The following is a 19,756-nucleotide window of genomic DNA, read 5'->3' as shown; positions in this document are numbered from 1 at the left end:
AACGCAAAGGTCCCCCATGAGCGCCCTCTTCACTCCCCTGTCCATTCGCGGTATCGAGATGCGCAACCGCCTCTGGGTGTCGCCGATGTGCCAATACAGCGCGGTCGAGGGCGTCCCCAACGACTGGCACCACGTGCACCTCGCGCAGTTCGCCGCGGGAGGGGCGGGCCTGGTGATCGCCGAGGCCACCGCCGTCTCACCCGAGGGCCGGATCTCTCCCCAGGATGCCGGCCTCTGGACCGATGCGCAGGCCGAGGCGTGGCGACCCGTCGTCGCGGCGATCCGTGCCCGCGGAGCCGTCGCCGGCGTGCAGCTCGGTCACGCCGGCCGCAAGGCGTCGACCTCGGCGCCGTTCTCCGGCGCGCGCGGCTCCGTCGCCGTCGCCGACGGCGGATGGCGCACCGTCGCTCCCTCGGCCATCGCCTACGCCGACTTCGCCGAGCCCGCCGCGCTCGACGCCGACGGCATCGAGAAGGTCGTCACCGACTTCGCGGATGCCGCCCGTCGGGCCGTCGACACCGGATTCCAGGTGCTCGAGCTGCACGCGGCCCACGGCTACCTGCTGCACCAGTTCCTCTCCCCCCTGACCAACCACCGCGACGACGCCTACGGGGGTTCGTTCGAGAACCGCACGCGCCTGCTCGTACGCGTGACCGAGGCCGTGCGCGCCGCCGCGCCCGAGGCCGCGGTGTTCGTGCGCTTCTCCGCGACCGACGCCGCCGAGGGCGGATGGAGCGTCGACGACACGGTCGCCGCGTCCCGACTCGTCGCCGAAGCCGGTGCCGACCTCATCGATGTGTCCAGCGGCGGGCTCGTCCCCCACCAGCGCATCGTGCCCGGACCCGGCTACCAGGTCGAGTACGCCGCGACCGTCCGCCGCGAGACGGGGCTGCTCGTCAGCGCCGTCGGCATGATCGACGACCCGGCGCTCGCCGAGAACGTGATCGCCGACGGGCGCGCCGACGCCGTGATGTCGGCTCGGGAGTGGCTGCGCGATCCGCACTACGCCCTGCGCGCCGCCGCCGCCCTCGGCGCGGACTCCCCCGCCCCCGCGCAGTACCTGCGCGCGTACTGAGGCCCGCTCCCGCCGTTCCCCGCATCGACGCCGAGATCGCACGATCGTGCAGCGATCACGGGAGAGGCGCGGCGCGCCGCGTGACCTCGAGCGGTTCGCGCGACCTCGAGCGCCGTTGACCTGGGAACGGAGAACAGCGGATGCCACGCGGCCGAGGGCCCGTGGCATCCGCTGTCCCGGAAGGCTGCGTCAGACGAAGCGACGACGCTCGGTGGCGTCCTGCACCTCGCCGACGAGTTCTTCGATGACGTCCTCGAGGAAGAGGATGGCCCGTACGTCGCCGGCCTCGTCGCGCACCTGCGCGAGATGGCGCCCGGAGCGGCGCATGAGCGCCAGGGCGTCCTCGAGGTCGGTGGTCTCCAGCACCGACACCATGTGGTGGATGCGCTTGCCCGGGATCGGCCGTGCCATGTCGGCATCCGACCCCTCCGCTGCGCGCAGCACGTCTTTCAGGTGCACGTAGCCGGTGGGAAGACCGGCCGCGTCGACGATGACGTATCGCGAGTATCCGTGCTGGGCGACGGCGCGCTCGATCTCGGCCGGGGTCGTCGTCTCGGGCAGGGTCACCAGATCGGCCATCGGCACCGCGATGTCGGCGGCCTTCTTCTCGGTGAACTCGACCACCGCCGTCACCGTTCCGGCGGCATCGTCGAGAACACCCTCACGACGCGACTGCGTCACGATCGTCGCGACCTCGTCGAGGGTGTAGGTCGAGGCGGCCTCGTCCTTGGGCTCCACGCGGAACAGCCGCAGCACGTGGTTGGCCGTCCAGTTCAGCGCCACGATGATCGGATGAAACGCCTTCGACACCGCCACCAGCGGCGGGGCGAGCATCAGCACGGCGCGATCGGGCAGCGAGAAGGCCAGGTTCTTCGGGACCATCTCGCCGAACACGACGTGCAGGTACGACACCAGCAGGAGCGCGACGACGAAGCCGATCACCCCGACCGCGGCCTCGGGCAGGCCTGTGAGCCCCAGCGGACCCTCGAGCAGGTGGTGGATCGCCGGTTCCGACACGTTCAGGATCAGCAGCGAGCAGATCGTGATGCCGAGCTGGCAGGTCGCCAGCATCATCGTCGCGTGCTCCATCGCGTACAGCGCGGTCTTGGCCGCGCGCGACCCGCGATCGGCGTGCGGCTCGATCTGTGAGCGTCGTGCCGAGATGACGGCGAATTCCGCGCCGACGAAGAAGGCATTGGCCGCCAGTAGCACGACCAGCCAGGCGATTCCGGCCCAGTCGCTCATCACTGGTCACCCCCCTTCGCCGCGCGGACGAGGTCGTTCACGCCCTGCTCCTCGGGGGTGGGGGTGAACTGCACGCGGTCCACGCGACGTCCGTCCATGCGCTGCACGGCCAGGACGCCGTCGTCGAGGGCGACGGTGTCGCCGACCGCGGGGATGCGCTCGAGAGCCGCCATGATGAACCCGCCCACGGTGTCGTAGACCTCCCCCTCCGGGACGCGGACGCCCGCGCGATCGAGCACCTCGTCGGGGCGCAGGTCGCCGGGGAAGGTGACCGAGGCGGCCGAGCGCACGACGCCGGCGCGCGAGCGGTCGTGCTCGTCGAGCACCTCGCCCACGATCTCCTCCACGAGGTCTTCGAGGGTCACGACCCCGGCCGTCCCGCCGTACTCGTCCACGACGATCGCCATCTGGTAGCCGCGCGAGCGCAGCTCCGACACGAGCGTGTCGAGGTGCACGGTCTCGGGCACCCGCAGGGGCTCGGTGGCGAGAGCGGCCACCGGCACGTCGGCGCGGCGGTCGCGCGGCACGCCGATCGCCGCCTTGAGGTGCACGACGCCGAGGATGTCGTCCATCGACTCGCCGTACACCGGGAAGCGGCTGTGCCCCGTGCGTCGCGCGAGCTGCACGACGTCGTCGGCGGGATCGCCCGCGGCGAGCGCGTGCACGCTCGGCCGCGGCGTCATCACGTCGGCGGCGCTGAGGCGCGCGAAGGTGAGGCTGCGATCGAGCAGCGAGGCGGTGTCCTTCTCGAGCATCCCGGCGCTGGCGGAACGCTTCACGAGGCTCGACAGCTCCTCGGCCGAACGCGCTCCCGACAGCTCCTCCTTGGGTTCGACGCCCATCGCGCGCAGCACGCCGTTCGCGCTGCCGTTGAGCACGAGGATGGCCGGCTTGAACACCGCGGTGAAGGCGACCTGGAACGGGATGACGAGCTTCGCCGTCTGCCGCGGGATCGCCAGGGCGAAGTTCTTCGGGACGAGCTCTCCCAGGATCATCGAGAGGACGGTCGCGAAGCCCACGCCGATGACGGCGGCGAGGCCGACGACGAGCGCTTCGGGCAGGCCCCACGCCTGGAAGGCCGGTCGGAGCAGGTTCGAGATCGCCGGTTCCATCGTGTAACCGGTGAGCAGCGTCGTCAGGGTGATGCCCAGCTGGGCACTCGAGAGGTGCGTCGAGGTGATGCGCAGGGCGTCGATCGTGAGCGACAGACGGGTCTCCCCGGCTGCGCGACGGGCCTCGAGGTCGGCGCGGTCGAGATTGACGAGGGCGAACTCGCTCGCGACGAAGAGTCCGGTTCCCACGGTGAGCACGAGCCCCACGGCCAGCATGACGTAATCCATCAGGCATCACCCCCGCTCGGGCATGCGGCGGGAGAGGGTCGTCGGGGCCTGGGTCTACAACTGGGAGGGTCGTCCATCGTGCCGTCGATTCTATGGCAGCACGGGGCGGGCGGTACCCGTCTGCGCGAGACGGCCGACCTGGGGAGGATGGGAGCCATGGATGCCACCTCCCCGGCGCAGACGCGCGCCATGGCGGCCGAGTCCGCCGTCGTCCGCCGCTACGTCCACCGCTACGGTCCGGTCGCCTGGGCGCACGCCGCGACGCCGGGGGCTCCCGGTGCCCGCACGTGGCATTACTGGTGGCACGCGCACCTGCTGCACGTCCTGCGCGACGCGCAGGAGCACCGCCCCGACCCGCGCCGCGCTCGACTGCTGCGGGGACTGCACCGCGGCATCACCCTGCGGACGCTCGGCCGCTGGACGACGCCCTTCCACGACGACGTGGCGTGGATGACCCTGGCCCTGCAGCGGTACGACCTGCACGACCGCCGCCTCGAGCGCCTGACCCGGCGGCTCGACGCCGCGGTCGATCCCGCTGTCGGGGCCCTGCCCTGGGCCGTGGACAGCACGCTCTACAACGCCCCCGCGAACGGTCCCGCGGCGATCGCACTGGCGTGGTCCGCGCACCGCGGCGCGGCGGTCGATCTCGACGCCTGGGTCGCGGCGACCCTCGACGACCCCGCGACGGGACTGGTGCGCGACGGCGTCGAGCACGGCGTCGTCCGTCCCGAGCTGTGGACCTACAACCAGGGCGTGGCGATCGGATCCGCGCTCGCCCTGGCCGAGGGGGCGCCCGACGCCGACGCCCGGGAGGCGCACGAGGCCCGGGCGGCGCGCCTCGTCGAGGCCGTGCAGCGGTGGTGCGCGGCGGACGACGGCCTGTTCCCCGCGGCCGGCGGAGGCGACGGGGGCCTGTTCGCCGGCATCCTGGCCCGCTATCTGGCCGAGGCCGCGGTGTGGTTCGCGGGCGATGCGGCCGGCGAGACGCATCGCCCCACGGCCTCCGTCGCGCGCGAGCTGGTGCAGCGCAACGCGGATGCCCTGTGGGCGAATCGCCGCGAGGGGTTCTTCCCCACCGACCCCCGCCGCACCGCTCGCGCGAACGGCGACGACCTCGATCTGTCGGTCCAGGTCGGCGCGTGGATCACGCTCGAGGCCGCGGTCGACCTCGAGCCGGCGTTCACCAGCTGACCGGGAGCGCCTTGCCCTCTTCGTATCCGGCTGCCGACTGCAGGCCCACCCGGGCGCGCTCGTGGAACTCGGCGACCGTGGCCGCGCCCGCGTAGGTGAACGAGGAGCGCACACCCGAGGTGATCATGTCGAGCAGGTCCTCCAGCCCCGGCCGCTGCGGGTCGAGGTAGATGCGCGACGACGAGATGCCCTCGGCGAAGAGCTCCTTCCGCGCCCGCTCGAACGGGTCGAGCCGACCGAAGCGTCCCTGGACCGCCTTCGTGGATGCCATGCCCCACGATTCCTTGTAGAGCAGGCCCGCGTCGTCGGTGCGGAGCAGTCCCGGGGCCTCGATCGTGCCGGCGAACCACGAGCCGATCATGACCGACGCGGCTCCCGCGGCCAGCGCGAGAGCGACGTCGCGGGGGTAGCGCACGCCACCGTCGGCCCACACGTGCGCGCCCGCGCTGCGGGCCGCCTCCGCGGTCTCGAGCACGGCGGAGAATTGGGGGCGACCGACCGCGGTCATCATGCGGGTCGTGCACATCGCCCCGGGTCCGACCCCGACCTTGAGGATGGTGGCGCCCGCGTCGGTGAGGTCACGGACGCCCTCGGCGGTCACGACGTTGCCGGCGGCGATCGGGATGCCGAGTTCCAGCGCCGCGACCTCGCGCAGCGCGCGCAGCATCTGCGCCTGGTGGCCGTGGGCGGTGTCGACCACGAGGACGTCGACGCCGGCGGCGGCCAGTGCCCGCGCCTTCCCGGCCACGTCGCCGTTGACCCCGACGGCAGCCGCGATGATCAGACGGCCGTCCGCGTCGACCGCCGGTCGGTAGACCGAATCGCGGAGGGCGCTGCGCCCCGACAGCGTGCCGACGACCCGGTCTCCGTCCACGACGGGCACGATGTCGGCGCCGGCCTCCTCGATCAGGGCGAAGACCTCGCGCGGATCGCCGATGCGCTCGACCTCGATGACAGGGGCGTCGCTGCGGGCGATGTCGCCGAGGGTGGCATCCGGGAGCGCGGTCGCCAGGCGCCGCGCTGGGACGATCCCCCGGAAGGCGGCGACGTCGACGCTGCCGTCCTCGCGCGCGTCGGCGACGACGATGCCCCGACCGGCGACCGGGGGCAGCACGAGACGCGCATCGGCGACGGTCGCGGTCGGCGGCAGCACCAGAGGCGCGTCCCAGGCGACCGGCTGCGACTTGACCCAGGCGACCGCCTCGATCAGCTGCGGCAGAGCGAGGTCCTGCGGGAGGACGCCGAGACCGCCGCGACGCGCCAGGGTCGCCGCGAGGCGCGTCCCCGTCACCGAGTTCATGTTGGCCGACACCAGCGGGATCGTCGCCCCGCTGCCGTCGCCGGGGGCGAGGTCGACGTCGAGGCGACTGCGCACCTCCGAATGGCGGGGGACGAGGAACACGTCCGAGTACGTCAGGTCGACATCGGGCTGCGCGCCGGAGAACTCCATGGCATCCACTCCATCACACGATCCGAATGTAAAGGCCTCACCCGGGCCGTGGTCGTCCGTCGAACCTCGGCTAGGCTGGAAGACGCGTTGGACGCTCGGCGTCTTCGACGGCGACGTCGGCGCATCCACAGGAATCTTCATCGAGGAAAGCAGGCGATCGACTGTGTCGAGCCAGGTGACGGGCGTCGGTACTTCGAGCGAGGGCGAGTTCGGCGCGAACGAGTGGCTCGTAGACGAACTCTACGAACAGTTCAAAGTCGACAAGCACTCCGTAGACAAGGCCTGGTGGCCGATCCTGGAGGCGTACCACCCGGTCGTCGACGGATCCTCGGCCGCCGCTCCCCCGCCCGCCGCACCGCCCGCGGCGACGGCATCCGAGCCCAAGCCGGTGACGGCCCCCATCCCGGTGGTGGGCCAGGCGCCCGTCGCCCGCACCACGGCCAAGCCGGCGGCGCCGCAGCCCATCCCGGCGCAGGCGCCGAACGCCGTCCCCTCGGCGGGCTCCGAGAGCACCGAAGAAGACCGCGTGACGGTCCTGAAGGGGATGCCGAAGGCCCTGGCATCCAACATGGACGACTCGCTCACGGTCCCCACCGCGACGAGCGTGCGCACCATCCCCGCGAAGCTGATGATCGACAACCGCATCGTCATCAACAACCACATGTCGCGCACGCGCGGCGGCAAGGTCAGCTTCACGCACCTCATCGGCTGGGCGCTCATCCAGGCGCTCAAGGAGTTCCCGAGCCAGAACGTCTACTACGCCGAGATCGACGGCAAGCCCTCGGTCGTGGCCCCCGCGCACGTCAACCTCGGCATCGCCATCGACATGCCCAAGCCCGACGGGTCGCGCGCTCTCCTGGTCCCGAGCATCAAGCGCGCCGACACCCTGACGTTCGGCGAGTTCCTCGCCTCCTACGAAGACCTGGTGCGTCGCGCCCGCGGCAACAAGCTCACCCCGGCCGACTTCCAGGGCACCACGGTCTCGCTGACGAACCCCGGCGGCATCGGCACGGTCCACTCCGTCCCGCGTCTCATGCGCGGACAGGGCGCGATCATCGGCGCCGGAGCCCTCGACTACCCCGCGGAGTTCCAGGGCGCGAGCGAGAAGACGCTCAACGAGCTGGCGATCGGCAAGACGATCACCCTCACCAGCACCTACGACCACCGTGTCATCCAGGGTGCGGGCTCAGGCGAGTTCCTCAAGAAGGTGCACGAGCTGCTGATCGGCCAGCGCGGCTTCTACGACGACATCTTCGCCGCCCTGCGCATCCCCTACGCGCCCATCCACTGGGCCGCCGACATCAGCGTCGACCTCTCCGAGCGCATCGACAAGAGCGCCCGCGTGCAGGAGCTCATCAACTCCTACCGCGTGCGCGGCCACCTGATGGCCGACATCGACCCGCTCGAGTACGTCCAGCGCACCCACCCCGACCTCGAGATCGAGTCGCACGGGCTCACCTTCTGGGACCTCGATCGCGAGTTCGTCACCGGCGGTCTCGGCAACAAGCGCGTCGCGAAGCTGCGCGACATCCTCGGCGTGCTGCGCGACTCGTATTGCCGCACCATGGGCGTGGAGTACATGCACATCCAGGACCCGGCGCAGCGCCGCTGGTTCCAGAGCAACCTCGAGGTCAAGTACACCAAGCCCGGCCACGACGAGCAGCTGCGCATCCTGTCGAAGCTCAACCAGGCCGAGGCCTTCGAGACCTTCCTGCAGACCAAGTACGTCGGCCAGAAGCGCTTCAGCCTCGAGGGCGGCGAGTCGCTCATCCCGCTGCTCGACCAGATCCTCCAGGGTGCCGCATCGGCCGGTCTCGACGGCGCCGCCATCGGCATGGCCCACCGTGGTCGTCTGAACGTGCTCACCAACATCGCGGGCAAGACCTACGGTCACGTGTTCCGCGAGTTCGAGGGCGCCGTCGCCGTGGGCAGCAAGCGCGGCTCGGGAGACGTGAAGTACCACCTCGGCACCGAGGGCACGTTCGTCGGAGACGCCGGCGACGAGCTCCCCGTGTACCTGGCCGCCAACCCCTCGCACCTCGAGACCGTCGACGGCGTGCTCGAGGGCATCGTCCGCGCCAAGCAGGACCGCAAGCCCATCGGAACGTTCTCGTGGCTGCCGATCCTCGTGCACGGCGACGCCGCGTTCGCGGGTCAGGGCGTCGTGGTCGAGACGCTGCAGATGTCGCAGCTGCGCGGGTACCGCACGGGCGGCACGATCCACGTGGTGGTCAACAACCAGGTCGGCTTCACCACCACGCCCACCGATGCCCGCACCTCCGTGTACGCCACCGACGTCGCCAAGACCATCCAGGCTCCGATCCTGCACGTCAACGGCGACGACCCCGAGGCCGTCGTGCGCGCCGCGGAGCTCGCGTTCCTGTACCGCGAGGAGTTCCACCGCGACATCGTCATCGACCTCGTCTGCTACCGCCGTCGTGGCCACAACGAGGGCGACGACCCCTCGATGACCCAGCCGCTGATGACCAACCTCATCGAGGCGAAGCGGTCGGTGCGCCGTCTGTACACCGAGTCGCTCGTCGGCCGCGGCGACATCACCGAAGACGAGTACGAGCAGGCGAAGCAGGACTTCCAGAGCCGCCTCGAGGTCGCCTTCGCCGACACGCACGAAGCCGAGACCGGGACCAACCCGGTCGTCACCACCGACGCCGCCGACGAGCCGGCGGTCGGCGCTCCCGAGACCACCGGCGTCTCGCGCGAGGTCGTGCAGCACATCGGCGACGCGTTCGTGAACAAGCCCGACGGCTTCACGGTGCACACCAAGCTCCAGCAGCTGCTCGACAAGCGTCTCGACATGAGCCGCAACGGCAACATCGACTGGGCCTTCGGCGAGCTGCTCGCCTTCGGCTCGGTCCTGATGGAGGGCACCCCCGTGCGCCTCGCCGGCCAGGACTCGCGCCGCGGCACGTTCGTCCAGCGCCACTCGGTGCTGCACGACCGCGACAACGGTCAGGAATGGCTGCCGCTGGCCAACCTCAGCGAGAACCAGGGTCGTTTCTGGGTCTACGACTCGCTGCTGAGCGAGTACGCCGCGATGGCGTTCGAATATGGCTACTCGGTCGAGCGCTCGGACGCGCTCGTGCTGTGGGAGGCGCAGTTCGGCGACTTCGCCAACGGCGCCCAGTCGGTCATCGACGAGTTCATCTCCTCGGCCGACCAGAAGTGGGCGCAGCAGTCGAGCGTCGTGCTGCTCCTTCCCCACGGCTACGAGGGACAGGGCCCCGATCACTCGTCGGCTCGCATCGAGCGGTACCTGCAGATGTGCGCGCAGGACAACATGATCGTCGCGCGCCCCTCGACCCCGGCGTCGTACTTCCACCTGCTGCGTCGACAGGCGTACCAGCGTCCGCGCCGCCCGCTCGTCGTGTTCACGCCCAAGGCGATGCTGCGTCTGCGCGGAGCGACCAGCCCGGTCGAGGACTTCCTCGAGGGTCGCTTCGAGCCCGTGCTCGACGACGACCGCGGCATCGACCGCGCCGCCGTGAAGCGCGTGCTGCTGCACGCCGGCAAGATCCACTGGGATCTGCGCGCCGAGCTCGACAAGAACCCCAACCCCGAGATCGCCCTTGTGCGTCTCGAGCAGTACTACCCGGCGCCGATCGAGGAGCTGACGCGTGTGATCGCGCAGTACCCGGATGCCGAGTTGGTCTGGGTGCAGGACGAGCCCGAGAACCAGGGCGCGTGGCCCTTCATCGCCCTCGAGGTGGCCGACCAGCTCGACCGCCCCGTGCGTCGCATCTCGCGCGCTGCTGCCGCCTCCACGGCGACCGGGTCGCCCAAGGTGCACGCCAACGAGCACGCGGCGATCATGAAGGACGCGCTCGCGCGCTGATATCCCCGCCGAGAAGGGGCCCGATCGACGAGAGTCGATCGGGCCCCTTCCGCGTGTCACCCCCGATGCCGCACCGGCTCCACGAGGGCCGCACGGCCGTCAGGATCCCGGTGCCGCGAGCCCCAGAGTCGGTGCCATGGCCGGGATGGCGTAGGCCAGACTGCCGTCGAGCGCTTCGCCGGTGTGTCCGGCCCCCTCGACGATGTGCGTCAGCACCGTGAACCCGGCGGCCTTCGCCGCGTCGGCGTTCGCCTGCTGGCCGGGGCCGTAGGTGGTGTCGGCGCTACCCCACGTGAACACGGCGAGGTGGCCCGTGTAGGTGCCGGCGGGCGCCGCCGCCATGATCACCGAGGGCTTGTTCGCCTGGAAGGCGGCGGCGTCGCCGCCGTAGACGTCCGCAACGGTCTGCGCGACGTGCTCCGACCCCGGGAACTCGTTGCCCATGACGTCGAGCAGGTGTCCCCAGGTGTCGGGGTGTTTCGTGCCGTAGAGCGCCGCACACGACCCGCCGTTGGAGAAGCCGCCAATCGTCCAGTAGCGATGGTCCGTGACGATGTTCAGATTCTGCTCGGCCCACTTCGGCACGAGCTCGTTGATGTAGGTCGACACCGCGCCGAACTTCGCCGAGTCCACGCAGGCGGGGTCGTCGTCGGGCGCGGTCAGCTGATCGACGACGATCGCGATGGGCGCGAGGCCCTTGTTCGCCGCGGCGAAGGAGTCGAGCGCCTTCGCGAGAGCGGTGGGGTCGGGCGAACCGGGTTGGCCCATCATGAACACGAGCAACGGCAGCGCGGGAGGATTGGCGACCTGCGCGGCGGGCGGGAGGTACAGCGAGGCGTCCCGCGCGGCGTATTGTCCGGTCGGGATCTTGCTGCTGCCCGTCAGCGCGCTCACGGAGCCTTTCGCCGGCATCCCGGCCGGCGGCTCCCACGTCTGATACAGCGTCGCCGGATCGCTGGCGGTGTCGCCGCGCTGCGGCAGGGATGCCGGATCGAGGGCCTGCACGCCCAGGATCGCGGCGAGGTTGTGCGTGACGCCGTAGGAGGCGTTGACGCCGAGGGCGCCGGCGAGAAGCGCGGCGATGACCGTGACCGCTCCGACGACCCGGCGGGGCCACGGGCGGCGGAGGATGCCGACGACGCCGACGGCGGCGGCCGCCGCAGCTCCCGTCGCCCACCAGATCGCCCCCGACGGCAGCGGTCCCTGGAAGGTGCCCATCGCCTCGAGGATCTTCCCGACGACGAACATGACCACCGCCGCGGCGGTCGCGATGACGCCGGTCAGCACGAGACGTCGCGGAGGCCACAGCAGTACGGCCACGACGCCGAGTCCCGCGATCACCGCAGCGACGGGGAGCAGCGGTGAATCGATCAGCTCGAACGACAGGATGAATCTGTTCATCGGCGCCCCTCCCACGCGGTCCTCGCCAGAGCGACCATCTCACGGCGAGAAGCGTCCGGCAGGTATGCGCGGCCGACGGCCGCGCCGATCGCGGGAAGCTGCAGGGGGTCGCGGTACGCGAGGGCCAGCGGACGGTAGCGCGGACGGAACTTGCCCTTGAACCGGAACAGGGAGGCGAACCCGTAGGCCGGCTCGAGCACCTCGGCGAGCCAGCGCAGCAGGGATCGCAGCGGCGCGGGGTCGCCGTCCACGGGTTCGTCGGGATCGTCGGCGAGAGGGGCGCCGGACAGGCTCAGCACCACGGCACCCTCCGCCTGCAGTTCCAGGGCCGCCTTGGCGATGAGGAACTCCATCATGCCGTTGGGGCCATCGGTGCGCCGACGCATGAAGTCGAGGGTCCATCCGGTGATCTCACCGTCGGTCCAGCTCGGCATCCAGCTGGTGACCGCCTCGATGCGGTCGTCGGGCCCGACGGCGAGGAGCAGACGGACGTCGCGGTCGCGCAACTCGTCGAGGGAGCCGAGCGTGAAGCCCATCTCGGGCAGGGCGCGGTCGGCGACCCACTCCTCGTCGATCGCCACGACCTGCGACGCCTGCGCGACGGTGAGCTCGTGCCACCGCGACCAGACGGCGGTGTAGCCCTCGCGCTCGGCGCGGGTGAGCGGCTGGCGCACCTTCTGCCACGTCTTCCCCGCGAAGGTGAGGCCGGGCAGATCCATCACGGTCTCGACCCCGACCGGCACGTGCCGCCATCCCAGCTCCACGAGGTCGTCCAGCGTCTCGGAGTGCACGCTGTAGAACGCGGGCGTCCACCCGTGCTCGACGCAGTAGTCGGAGAAGCCCCTCACCGCCTCCGGGCGCCGCCCCGCCGGGGCGAGCGGGTCCGCGACGGCGAGGGCGACGTCTCCGGCGAGGCGGTAGGCCACGGCGCACTCCCCGTCGTCGGAGTACCAGTGCCGGTTGCCCTCCCACGTGCCGAGGAACCCCAGCGTGTCGCTCCCGCGGTGCAGCAGGTCGCGGTAGCGCGCCCCGTCACCGGCATCCGGTCGCCGGACACGGCGATAGAGCCACAGGATCGCCCCCACCACGATCGCCCAGAACAGCACGCCGATCCACTGATAGGCGAACAGAGCCGGGCCGTGGTGCGGGAAGGCCGTCCCGCCACCGGGGTTGGTGAAGGCCGGAGGGAAGAAGCGACGCAGCGTGAGCCCGAGCAGGTCGAGCACCGACAGCTCCCGGTCGAAACTGCGTCGTCCGACGGCCTCGACGACGAAGAGGGTCGTCGCGCACGCGAGGAACGCGAGCCCGATCACCGCGGCGACCGTGCGCGCCGCGGTTCGCGTGGCCCTGACGGTGAAGCGGGGCCGCGCCACCACGAGAGCTGCGGCGAGCGCGAGCGGGATGACGATGGATGCCAGAGCCCACAGCACGTACTCCGCCCCGCTGCCGTCGACCCAGGGATCGATGCGAAGTCGGCCGTCGAGCAGCGACACGATCGGCAGGAGCGCGGAGGAGACGAGCACGAACAGCGCGACGATCCACGCCGAGCGGCGTCCTTGGCGCAGACCCCACGCCGAGACCAGCAGCAGCACGAGCGGGGTGATCGCGAGCAGAGCGGGCCCGGCCCCGCGGGTCATGAGCAGTGCGACCTGCTCGTCGCACACCGACTGCGCCACCGAGCCGCACCGGCTCAACAGCTCGTCGTCGTACTGCGTGTAGGCGTCGACGACGAGAGACAGCGGACCGCGTCCCCCACCGCTGACGAGGGCGACGATCGGGCCGCTGCCGACCACGGCGACCAACAGGGCGAGCAGCGTGCGCGTCTCGCGCGTGGAGCTGCGGTGCCACGAACGGCGCTCGCGACCACGCGCGAGGACCGACCCCACGGCGAGGCCGATGACCGCGGCGGTCAGGCGGTACCAGGAGTCGGCGTCGCCGGCGTACAGGGCGAAGAGGGCGAGCAGGGCGAAGCCGACCAGCCGCAGACGACGACGCCACAGCGTCGGTGCGAGAGCGGATGCCGCCATCACGACTCCCGCGATGGGCGTCGTCGGATCGAGCACCGGGACCTCCGCGGCCACCACGGGGCGCAGGTCGGTCAACGTCCAGGCCGCCGCGTGCAGTCCGATGCCCACCGTCAGTCCGGCGATGCCCAGCACCACGAGCAGCACGCCCGTGCGCCGGGAGCCGAGGAGGCGTTCCGCGTACGCGAGCACGGTGAGGGCCAGCAGCAGCGACGACACGGCATCCACCGTGGAATCCGGGATCGCCAGAGCGGTCAGCAGGGTCCACCACCGTCCACTCGCGAACGTGGCGAGCGGTCCGGCGCCCCACGCGGAGGCATCCTCACCCCACAAGGAGCCCGTCGCCGCCGCCGACGCGACGATGAGCACGCTCACGATGAGCGCGACGGGGTTCTCGCGCGCGTAGCGGCGCACGATCGCGCGCACCGCGTCGAGCCGGGTCGACGCGCGCTCGACCGGCGGGGAGGGAGGGGCTTCGGACATCGGCGGAATCGTACGGCGCGAGTCTATGAACGACCGTCAGTACCAGATGTCCAGCAGCGGGGTCGCTGCCGGAGCGAACGCCGCGTCGAGCGCGGCGAGCGTGCGGGCGTCGCCGCGGACGAGACCGGCGGACGCCAGCTCGGTGGCCCGGACCCCGCCCAGCAGCAGCGAGCCCAGGGCTCCGACGGTGAGGTCGACGTCGACCGCGGAGTCCGCGGACGCCGCGTTGACGGCGGCCTCCCCCGCGTCGTCGATGCGGACGGCCCAGGTGCCCTCGGCGAATCCGAGCGGGTCGTCGACCCGCACGATCAGCTCGAGCGGCGCCGCATACGCCCGCGACGTCAAGGCGCCAGCGACGTCGAGCACGCGCAGCCAGTGGTGGTCGGTGAGCGTGGCGGTCACCGCCCGGCGGTCGGCCACCATCCACTGCACCGGCGGAACGGGAGCCTGCAGCCACGCCTTGACCCGGCCGACGAGATCGTGCTCGATCGCGAACCGCCACAGCGCGGCGTACGCGTCGTCGCCGTCGGCGAAGATCGCCCGCACGGACAGGTCGTGGGCGGAGTAGTCGTCGGTCTCGTCGAGGGTGTACACCAGGATGCCGCGCTCCGCGCCGTCGACATCGCGATAGACCACGGCCCGGACCTTCTCGGCCTCCTTGTCGCCGGGTGCCACCCCGGCCACCCCCCGCCAGCGGCCGTCCCATCCGGGCACGGAACCCGGGCGCCGGACGCGGACGCGCTCGTGGATCGCGTGCAGGCGCTCCGCGATGCCGTCGCGCGGGATGAAATCGAGCCGCCCGGGAGCCGTGGGCCCCGTCCACCGGGCGCGGCGTGCGTCGACGACGACGTCGGAGGCCCAGGCTGCGGGCGAGAAGCCCCACCGGCCGTAGATCGTCGCCTCGGTGACGGTCAGTCCGGCGAGCGCGAATCCGGCCGCGGCCGCCGTGCGCAGCTCGCCGCCGATCATCGCGCGAGCGATCCCCCGGCGCCGATGGGTGGGGGCCACCGTCACCGCGCTGATCGACCACAGGTCGGTCGTGCGTCCGGGCGAGGTGGTCAGCGTCGACGCCCACGAGTCGATCGTGCCGACGGGGACCTCGGGCTCGCTGCCGGCACGGTCGAACACCCCGGTCAGCCGACGCGTGCGCAGCGTCTTCCGGGAGTTCGCCGCCTCGTCGTCGGTCGACTCCCCGCCGAGGAATCCCCGGGCGACCGCGCGCTGGAAGGGGCGGAACCCGTCGCCGTCGGCGTCGACCCGGGCGTACTCGAGACCGACGGCCGCCACCTCGGCGGCGGAGGTCTGGTCGAGGGGCAGCGTCAGGGTGTCGATGGATGCCATGACCCCAGCCTAGGGACCCCCTCCGACACGCGTCGGGTGGTTGCGGGCGGCGGTCAGTGGGTCGACTGGATCGCGCGCAGTCGCGAGAGCACCTGGTCGCGGAGCTCTTCCGGAGCCGTCTCCTTGCACGCCCGCGCCACCACCTCGGTCAGCGTCCGGGCGACGTGCGCCTCGTCCTGGCATCCGGGGCAGTTCTCCAGGTGCTCGCGGATGTCCTTCGCCTCGGTCTTGCAGACCTCGTTGCGCAGGTACTCCTCGAGGTCACGTCGCGCCTTGTCGCAGCCGCAGTCGCTCATTTCGTCTCTCCCGTCGCGGCCTGGATGCCGCGCTCCTTGGCGTAGTCCGACAGCAGGTCACGCAGAAGGCGTCGTCCGCGGTGCAGACGGCTCATGACCGTGCCGATCGGGGTTTTCATGATGTCGGCGATCTCCTGGTAGGCGAAGCCCTCGACGTCGGCGAGGTACACCGCCATCCGGAAATCCTCGGGGATCGACTGCAACGCGTCTTTGACGACGGATGCCGGCATGTGATCGATCGCCTCGGCCTCGGCCGAGCGGGCACTGCTGGCCGTGGTCGACTCGGCGCCGCCGAGCTGCCAGTCCTCCAGGTCGTCGATCGCGCTCTGGTAGGGCTCGCGCTGCTTCTTGCGATACGTGTTGATGTACGTGTTCGTCAGGATGCGGTAGAGCCACGCCTTGAGGTTGGTGCCCTGCGTGAAGCTGGCCCACGAGCCGAATGCCTTCACGAAGGTCTCCTGCACGAGGTCGGCAGCGTCCGCCGGGTTGCGCGTCATGCGCATGGCCGCGGCGTACAGCTGATCCATGAAGGGCAGGGCCTGCTCCTCGAACTGTGCGCGGGGCTCCACCTCGAGCGGGCCGGCGTCTGCGGTGTCGTTCATCGCGCGCCAGTCTACGTCGCGCGCCCCGACAGCCACCGGGGTGGTCGTCGCGGTGCGGTCGCGCTCCAGAAGTGCGGTCACGTGTCGTCCCCTTTCAGTAAGGTTGGAACCGATGACTCCCCTCGGGTATTCCCCTTCCGCCGCCACTCCCCGCGGTGCGTGGGACGCGCCCGTCGCCGACCGCCCCGTGGATGCCACGGTGACGGTGCCGGGCTCGAAGTCGTTGACCAACCGCGAACTCGTGCTCGCCGCGATCGCCGACGGTCCCGGCACGCTGCACGCCCCGCTGCATTCCGACGACTCCGCCCGCATGGTCGATGCGCTCCGCGCCCTGGGCGTGGCGATCGAGGAGATCGACACGGGCTCCCCCTTCGGTCCCGACCTGCTCGTCACCCCGCCCTCAAGCTTCCGGGGCGAGAGCGAGATCGACTGCGGTCAAGCCGGCACCGTCATGCGCTTCGTCGCCCCGCTCGCCGGCCTCGCCCGCGGCGACGTGCACGTCACGGCGCACGAGAGCGCCCTGCACCGCCCGATGGGGGCCATGATCCACGCGCTGCGGGCCGTCGGCGTCGACATCGACGACGGCGGGCACTGGGCCCTGCCGTTCTCGGTGCGCGGTCACGGTCACGTGCGCGGCGGCGAGGTCGAGATCGACGCCAGCCAGTCCAGCCAGTTCGTCTCGGGACTCCTGCTCGCGGCGCCGCGCTTCGACGTGGGCCTGCACCTGCGTCACGTGGGATCGCGCCTGCCGAGCATCCCCCACATCGACATGACCGTCGAGTCCCTCGCCCATCGCGCGGTGCACGTCGAGCGTCCCGCCCCGGGAGAGTGGATCGTGCCGGCCGGCCCCGTGCGCGCCAAAGACGTCCACATCGAACCCGACCTCTCCAACGCGTCGCCCTTCCTCGCGGCGGCCATGGTCACGGGCGGGTCGGTCACGATGTCGGGCTGGCCCCTGCACAGCACGCAGCCGGGCGCCCTCCTGGTCGACATCCTCGCCGAGATGGGGGCGCGCGTCAGTCGGCGCGGCGGTGCCCTGACCGTGGCGGCCGGTGACGACGGCATCCTGGGGGTCGAGCTCGACCTCTCGGCCGCGGGAGAGCTCGCGCCCACCCTCTTCGGACTGGCGGCGTTCGCCGACGGCCCGACCACCCTGCACGGCATCGGGCACATCCGCGGGCACGAGACCGACCGCATCGCCGCCCTCGTGGGCAACTTCCGCTCCCTCGGCGGCGAGGCCCACGAACTCGACGACGGCATCCGCATCGTCCCCCGTCCCCTGCGCGGCGGCGTGTGGCGGGCCCATCACGACCACCGCATGGCGACCACCGGGGCCCTCATCGGACTCCGGGTCCCGGGCGTGCAGATCGACGACATCGGCACGACGGCCAAGACGCTCCCCCAGTTCGCGGGCCTCTGGCACGCGATGCTCGGCACGGCCGCGGACGTCCGGGGCTGACGCGTGAGCTGGCTCGACGGCGCCGACGACGACGAGGACCTCGAGTTCGACGAGTCGTCGATCCGGGTGCGCCCCAACCCCAAGGCGAACCGGCCGCGCACGAAGCGCCGGCCCGTGCACGCCGACGCGCAGATCGCCCGCGTGATGGGCGTCGACCGCGGCCGGTACACCGTGCTCGTCGACGAGGACGGCCCCGATGAGCGACGCGTGCTCGCGACGCGCGCCCGCGAGCTGCGCAAGCAGCCCATCGTCAACGGCGACCGCGCCCGCGTCGTGGGCGACCTGTCGGGAGACGAGGGGTCGCTCGGGCGCATCGTCGGCATCGAGGAGCGCACCTCCCTGCTGCGCCGCAGCGCGGACGACACCGACCAGGTCGAGCGCGTCATCGTCGCCAACGCCGACCAGATGCTCATCGTGGTCGCCGCCGCCGATCCCGAGCCGCGCGAACGCCTGGTCGACCGGTACCTCGTCGCGGCGCTGGACGCCGGCATCCGTCCCCTGCTCGTGGTGACCAAGACCGACCTGGCCGATCCGACGGCGTTCCTCGCCCACTTCGACGGGATCGACCTGCGCGTCTTCACGAGCGCGCAGGCGGACATGCCGCTCGACGCGATCGGCGAGGCGCTCGCCGGCCACGTGACGGTGTTCGTGGGGCACTCGGGCGTGGGCAAGTCGACCCTCGTGAACGCGCTCACCGGCTCCGAGCGCGCCACCGGACACGTCAACACCGTCACCGGTCGCGGCCGCCACACGTCGTCGTCGACGGTGTCGCTGCGCTACCGCGGCCCCGCCGGGTCGGGATGGGTCATCGACACCCCCGGGGTCCGCTCGTTCGGGCTGGGACACGTCGATCCGGCTCACGTGCTCGGCGCGTTCACCGACCTCGCCGAGGTCGCCGAGGAGTGCCCCCGCGGGTGCACCCACCTGCCGGACGCCCCCGACTGCGCGATCATCGAGGCGGTCGAGTCTGGGCGGCTGGGGCCGGGCGCCGCGGCGAGGCTCGACTCCCTGCAGCGTCTGCTGACGACGTTCCAGGGCATCGAGCGCTCTAGGCTGGACGGGTGACGAACCTCGACAAGGGCGACACCGCGCCCGACTTCACCCTTCTCGACCAGGACGAGCACCCCGTCTCGCTGAGCGACTTCCGCGGACGCCGCGTGATCCTGTATTTCTACCCCGCCGCGCAGACGCCCGGCTGCACCACGCAGGCGTGCGACTTCCGCGACAGCCTCGCCTCGCTGCAGGGCGCCGGCTACACGGTGCTCGGCATCTCGCGCGACACCCCCGAGAAGCTGCGCGCCTTCCGCGACAGCGACGGACTCACCTTCCCGCTGCTGAGCGACCCTGACCACGCGATCCACGAGGCCTACGGCGCGTGGGGGGAGAAGCAGAACTACGGCAAGACGATCACGGGCGTGCTGCGCTCGACCTTCGTCGTCGACGACGACGGCAAGATCGCCGAGGCGCTCTACAACGTCAAGGCGACCGGGCACGTCGCGCGCCTGCGCAAGACGCTCGGTCTCGACGCCGCCTGAGCCCGACGACGAAGGCCCCGCCCCGCTCCCGCGGCCGGCGGGGCCTTCTCGCGTCAGTCGTCGTCGCGGCGCCGCGGGGCCGCGGCGCGCACGGCGAGCACGAGCAGCACGAGGCCGATGACGGCGGGCACGGCGATGAGGATCGCGGCGCCCGGTGCGGCCCACTCCCCCGTGATCGCCCCGATCGCCACCGACAGCACGAGCAGCTGGGTGACGATGCCGCCCGACCGACCGGCCGACACGTCCCGCGCGGTGGCCACCCCGAAGGCGGCGACGATCGCCGCGCCGATGACGGTGAGCACGATGAGGGCGATGGAGCTGACCACCGAATCGGTGTCACCGCCGATGAGGGCGACGGTCTGCCAGCCGGCGAGTGCCAGGATGCCGACGGCCTCGAGGCCGAGAAGGGCGGCTGCGGCCAAGCGAATGGGCATCCGAAGCCTCCCCGACGGGCGCGGCTG

Annotated in this window: 15 protein-coding genes; 6 read left to right on the top strand and 9 right to left on the bottom strand. The window is 71.6% G+C overall.

The features are described 5' to 3' along the window. Nucleotides 1–16 precede the first annotated feature (16 nt). Nucleotides 17–1,075 (top strand): NADH:flavin oxidoreductase/NADH oxidase, encoded by a 1,059-nt coding sequence (locus tag Q0818_RS11230; protein WP_298874615.1) that lies wholly within the window; start codon nt 17–19, stop codon nt 1,073–1,075. Between the two features lie 189 nt (nt 1,076–1,264). Here the strand turns inward: Q0818_RS11230 and Q0818_RS11225 are convergent, their stop codons facing one another. Together Q0818_RS11225 and Q0818_RS11220 are read right to left on the bottom strand one after the other, a co-directional pair. Next, nucleotides 1,265–2,320 (bottom strand): hemolysin family protein, encoded by a 1,056-nt coding sequence (locus Q0818_RS11225; RefSeq protein WP_298874613.1) that lies wholly within the window; start codon nt 2,318–2,320, stop codon nt 1,265–1,267. Further along, nucleotides 2,320–3,660 (bottom strand): hemolysin family protein, encoded by a 1,341-nt coding sequence (locus Q0818_RS11220; RefSeq protein ID WP_298874611.1) that lies wholly within the window; start codon nt 3,658–3,660, stop codon nt 2,320–2,322. The genes Q0818_RS11225 and Q0818_RS11220 overlap by 1 nt, the downstream gene beginning before the upstream one ends. Nucleotides 3,661–3,816: 156 nt before the next feature. Between Q0818_RS11220 and Q0818_RS11215 the strand changes: the two genes are divergently transcribed. Continuing rightward, nucleotides 3,817–4,851: a glycoside hydrolase family 76 protein gene (locus tag Q0818_RS11215; protein WP_298874608.1), complete on the top strand. Its 1,035-nt coding sequence runs from the start codon at nt 3,817–3,819 to the stop codon at nt 4,849–4,851. Here Q0818_RS11215 and Q0818_RS11210 read toward each other — a convergent pair. Then, nucleotides 4,841–6,301: a GuaB1 family IMP dehydrogenase-related protein gene (locus Q0818_RS11210; RefSeq protein WP_298874605.1), complete on the bottom strand. Its 1,461-nt coding sequence runs from the start codon at nt 6,299–6,301 to the stop codon at nt 4,841–4,843. The two genes, Q0818_RS11215 and Q0818_RS11210, sit on opposite strands and share 11 nt — an antisense overlap. Nucleotides 6,302–6,464: 163 nt before the next feature. Here Q0818_RS11210 and Q0818_RS11205 point away from each other — a divergent pair, with 163 nt between their 5' ends. Beyond that, entirely contained in the window at nt 6,465–10,154 is a 3,690-nt protein-coding gene (locus Q0818_RS11205) for a multifunctional oxoglutarate decarboxylase/oxoglutarate dehydrogenase thiamine pyrophosphate-binding subunit/dihydrolipoyllysine-residue succinyltransferase subunit (RefSeq protein ID WP_298874603.1), read from the top strand. A 99-nt stretch (nt 10,155–10,253) separates the two neighbouring features. Here Q0818_RS11205 and Q0818_RS11200 read toward each other — a convergent pair whose 3' ends face one another. From Q0818_RS11200 to Q0818_RS11180, 5 genes are read right to left on the bottom strand one after another with little or no spacing between them, the layout of a single operon-like run. Continuing rightward, complete coding sequence (locus Q0818_RS11200) at nt 10,254–11,555, bottom strand: esterase (RefSeq protein WP_298874600.1); 1,302 nt, start codon at nt 11,553–11,555, stop codon at nt 10,254–10,256. Next, nucleotides 11,552–14,062 (bottom strand): bifunctional lysylphosphatidylglycerol flippase/synthetase MprF, encoded by a 2,511-nt coding sequence (locus Q0818_RS11195; protein WP_298874597.1) that lies wholly within the window; start codon nt 14,060–14,062, stop codon nt 11,552–11,554. The genes Q0818_RS11200 and Q0818_RS11195 overlap by 4 nt, the downstream gene beginning before the upstream one ends. 36 nt (nt 14,063–14,098) lie before the next feature. After that, entirely contained in the window at nt 14,099–15,403 is a 1,305-nt protein-coding gene (locus Q0818_RS11190; protein WP_298874594.1) for a GNAT family N-acetyltransferase, read from the bottom strand. Nucleotides 15,404–15,456: 53 nt separating this feature from the next. Further along, nucleotides 15,457–15,699: a zf-HC2 domain-containing protein gene (locus Q0818_RS11185; RefSeq protein ID WP_136586975.1), complete on the bottom strand. Its 243-nt coding sequence runs from the start codon at nt 15,697–15,699 to the stop codon at nt 15,457–15,459. Next, a complete protein-coding gene (locus Q0818_RS11180; RefSeq protein ID WP_298875749.1) occupies nt 15,696–16,301 on the bottom strand; it encodes a sigma-70 family RNA polymerase sigma factor in 606 nt (201 codons plus the stop codon). Before Q0818_RS11180 ends, Q0818_RS11185 begins: the two co-directional genes overlap by 4 nt. Before the next feature lie 112 nt (nt 16,302–16,413). Between Q0818_RS11180 and aroA the strand changes: the two genes are divergently transcribed. The 3 genes from aroA to bcp are packed head-to-tail and all read left to right on the top strand — an operon-like array spanning nt 16,414 to nt 19,295. Then, nucleotides 16,414–17,760, top strand: coding sequence for a 3-phosphoshikimate 1-carboxyvinyltransferase (gene aroA / locus Q0818_RS11175; protein ID WP_298874589.1), 1,347 nt, complete (start codon nt 16,414–16,416; stop codon nt 17,758–17,760). A 3-nt stretch (nt 17,761–17,763) separates the two neighbouring features. Next, nucleotides 17,764–18,825, top strand: coding sequence for a ribosome small subunit-dependent GTPase A (gene rsgA / locus Q0818_RS11170; protein ID WP_298874586.1), 1,062 nt, complete (start codon nt 17,764–17,766; stop codon nt 18,823–18,825). Further along, on the top strand, nt 18,822–19,295 hold the full coding sequence (bcp, locus tag Q0818_RS11165) for a thioredoxin-dependent thiol peroxidase (protein WP_298874584.1): 474 nt from the start codon (nt 18,822–18,824) through the stop codon (nt 19,293–19,295). Before rsgA ends, bcp begins: the two co-directional genes overlap by 4 nt. 53 nt (nt 19,296–19,348) lie before the next feature. Here the strand turns inward: bcp and Q0818_RS11160 are convergent, their stop codons facing one another. After that, on the bottom strand, nt 19,349–19,729 hold the full coding sequence (locus tag Q0818_RS11160) for a histidine kinase (protein WP_298874582.1): 381 nt from the start codon (nt 19,727–19,729) through the stop codon (nt 19,349–19,351). Between the last annotated feature and the right edge of the window lie 27 nt (nt 19,730–19,756).

The sequence above is a fragment of the uncultured Microbacterium sp. genome, assembly GCF_947489255.1.
Classification (GTDB): Bacteria; Actinomycetota; Actinomycetes; order Actinomycetales; family Microbacteriaceae; genus Microbacterium; species Microbacterium phycohabitans.
Note: the sequence above shows the minus strand (reverse complement) of the source record. Positions and strands in the feature narration are given on the sequence as shown.

Excerpts from the sequence above, each read along its gene's own strand:
- Q0818_RS11160 (WP_298874582.1), bottom strand. The coding sequence starts at position 19,729 with ATGCCCATTCGCTTGGCCGCAGCCGCCCTTCTCGGCCTCGAGGCCGTC.
- Q0818_RS11195 (WP_298874597.1), bottom strand. The coding sequence starts at position 14,062 with ATGTCCGAAGCCCCTCCCTCCCCGCCGGTCGAGCGCGCGTCGACCCGG.
- aroA (WP_298874589.1), top strand. The coding sequence starts at position 16,414 with ATGACTCCCCTCGGGTATTCCCCTTCCGCCGCCACTCCCCGCGGTGCG.
- Q0818_RS11230 (WP_298874615.1), top strand. The coding sequence starts at position 17 with ATGAGCGCCCTCTTCACTCCCCTGTCCATTCGCGGTATCGAGATGCGC.
- Q0818_RS11210 (WP_298874605.1), bottom strand. The coding sequence starts at position 6,301 with ATGGAGTTCTCCGGCGCGCAGCCCGATGTCGACCTGACGTACTCGGAC.
- Q0818_RS11220 (WP_298874611.1), bottom strand. The coding sequence starts at position 3,660 with ATGGATTACGTCATGCTGGCCGTGGGGCTCGTGCTCACCGTGGGAACC.
- Q0818_RS11215 (WP_298874608.1), top strand. The coding sequence starts at position 3,817 with ATGGATGCCACCTCCCCGGCGCAGACGCGCGCCATGGCGGCCGAGTCC.
- Q0818_RS11180 (WP_298875749.1), bottom strand. The coding sequence starts at position 16,301 with ATGAACGACACCGCAGACGCCGGCCCGCTCGAGGTGGAGCCCCGCGCA.
- Q0818_RS11185 (WP_136586975.1), bottom strand. The coding sequence starts at position 15,699 with ATGAGCGACTGCGGCTGCGACAAGGCGCGACGTGACCTCGAGGAGTAC.
- Q0818_RS11225 (WP_298874613.1), bottom strand. The coding sequence starts at position 2,320 with ATGAGCGACTGGGCCGGAATCGCCTGGCTGGTCGTGCTACTGGCGGCC.
- Q0818_RS11190 (WP_298874594.1), bottom strand. The coding sequence starts at position 15,403 with ATGGCATCCATCGACACCCTGACGCTGCCCCTCGACCAGACCTCCGCC.
- Q0818_RS11200 (WP_298874600.1), bottom strand. The coding sequence starts at position 11,555 with ATGAACAGATTCATCCTGTCGTTCGAGCTGATCGATTCACCGCTGCTC.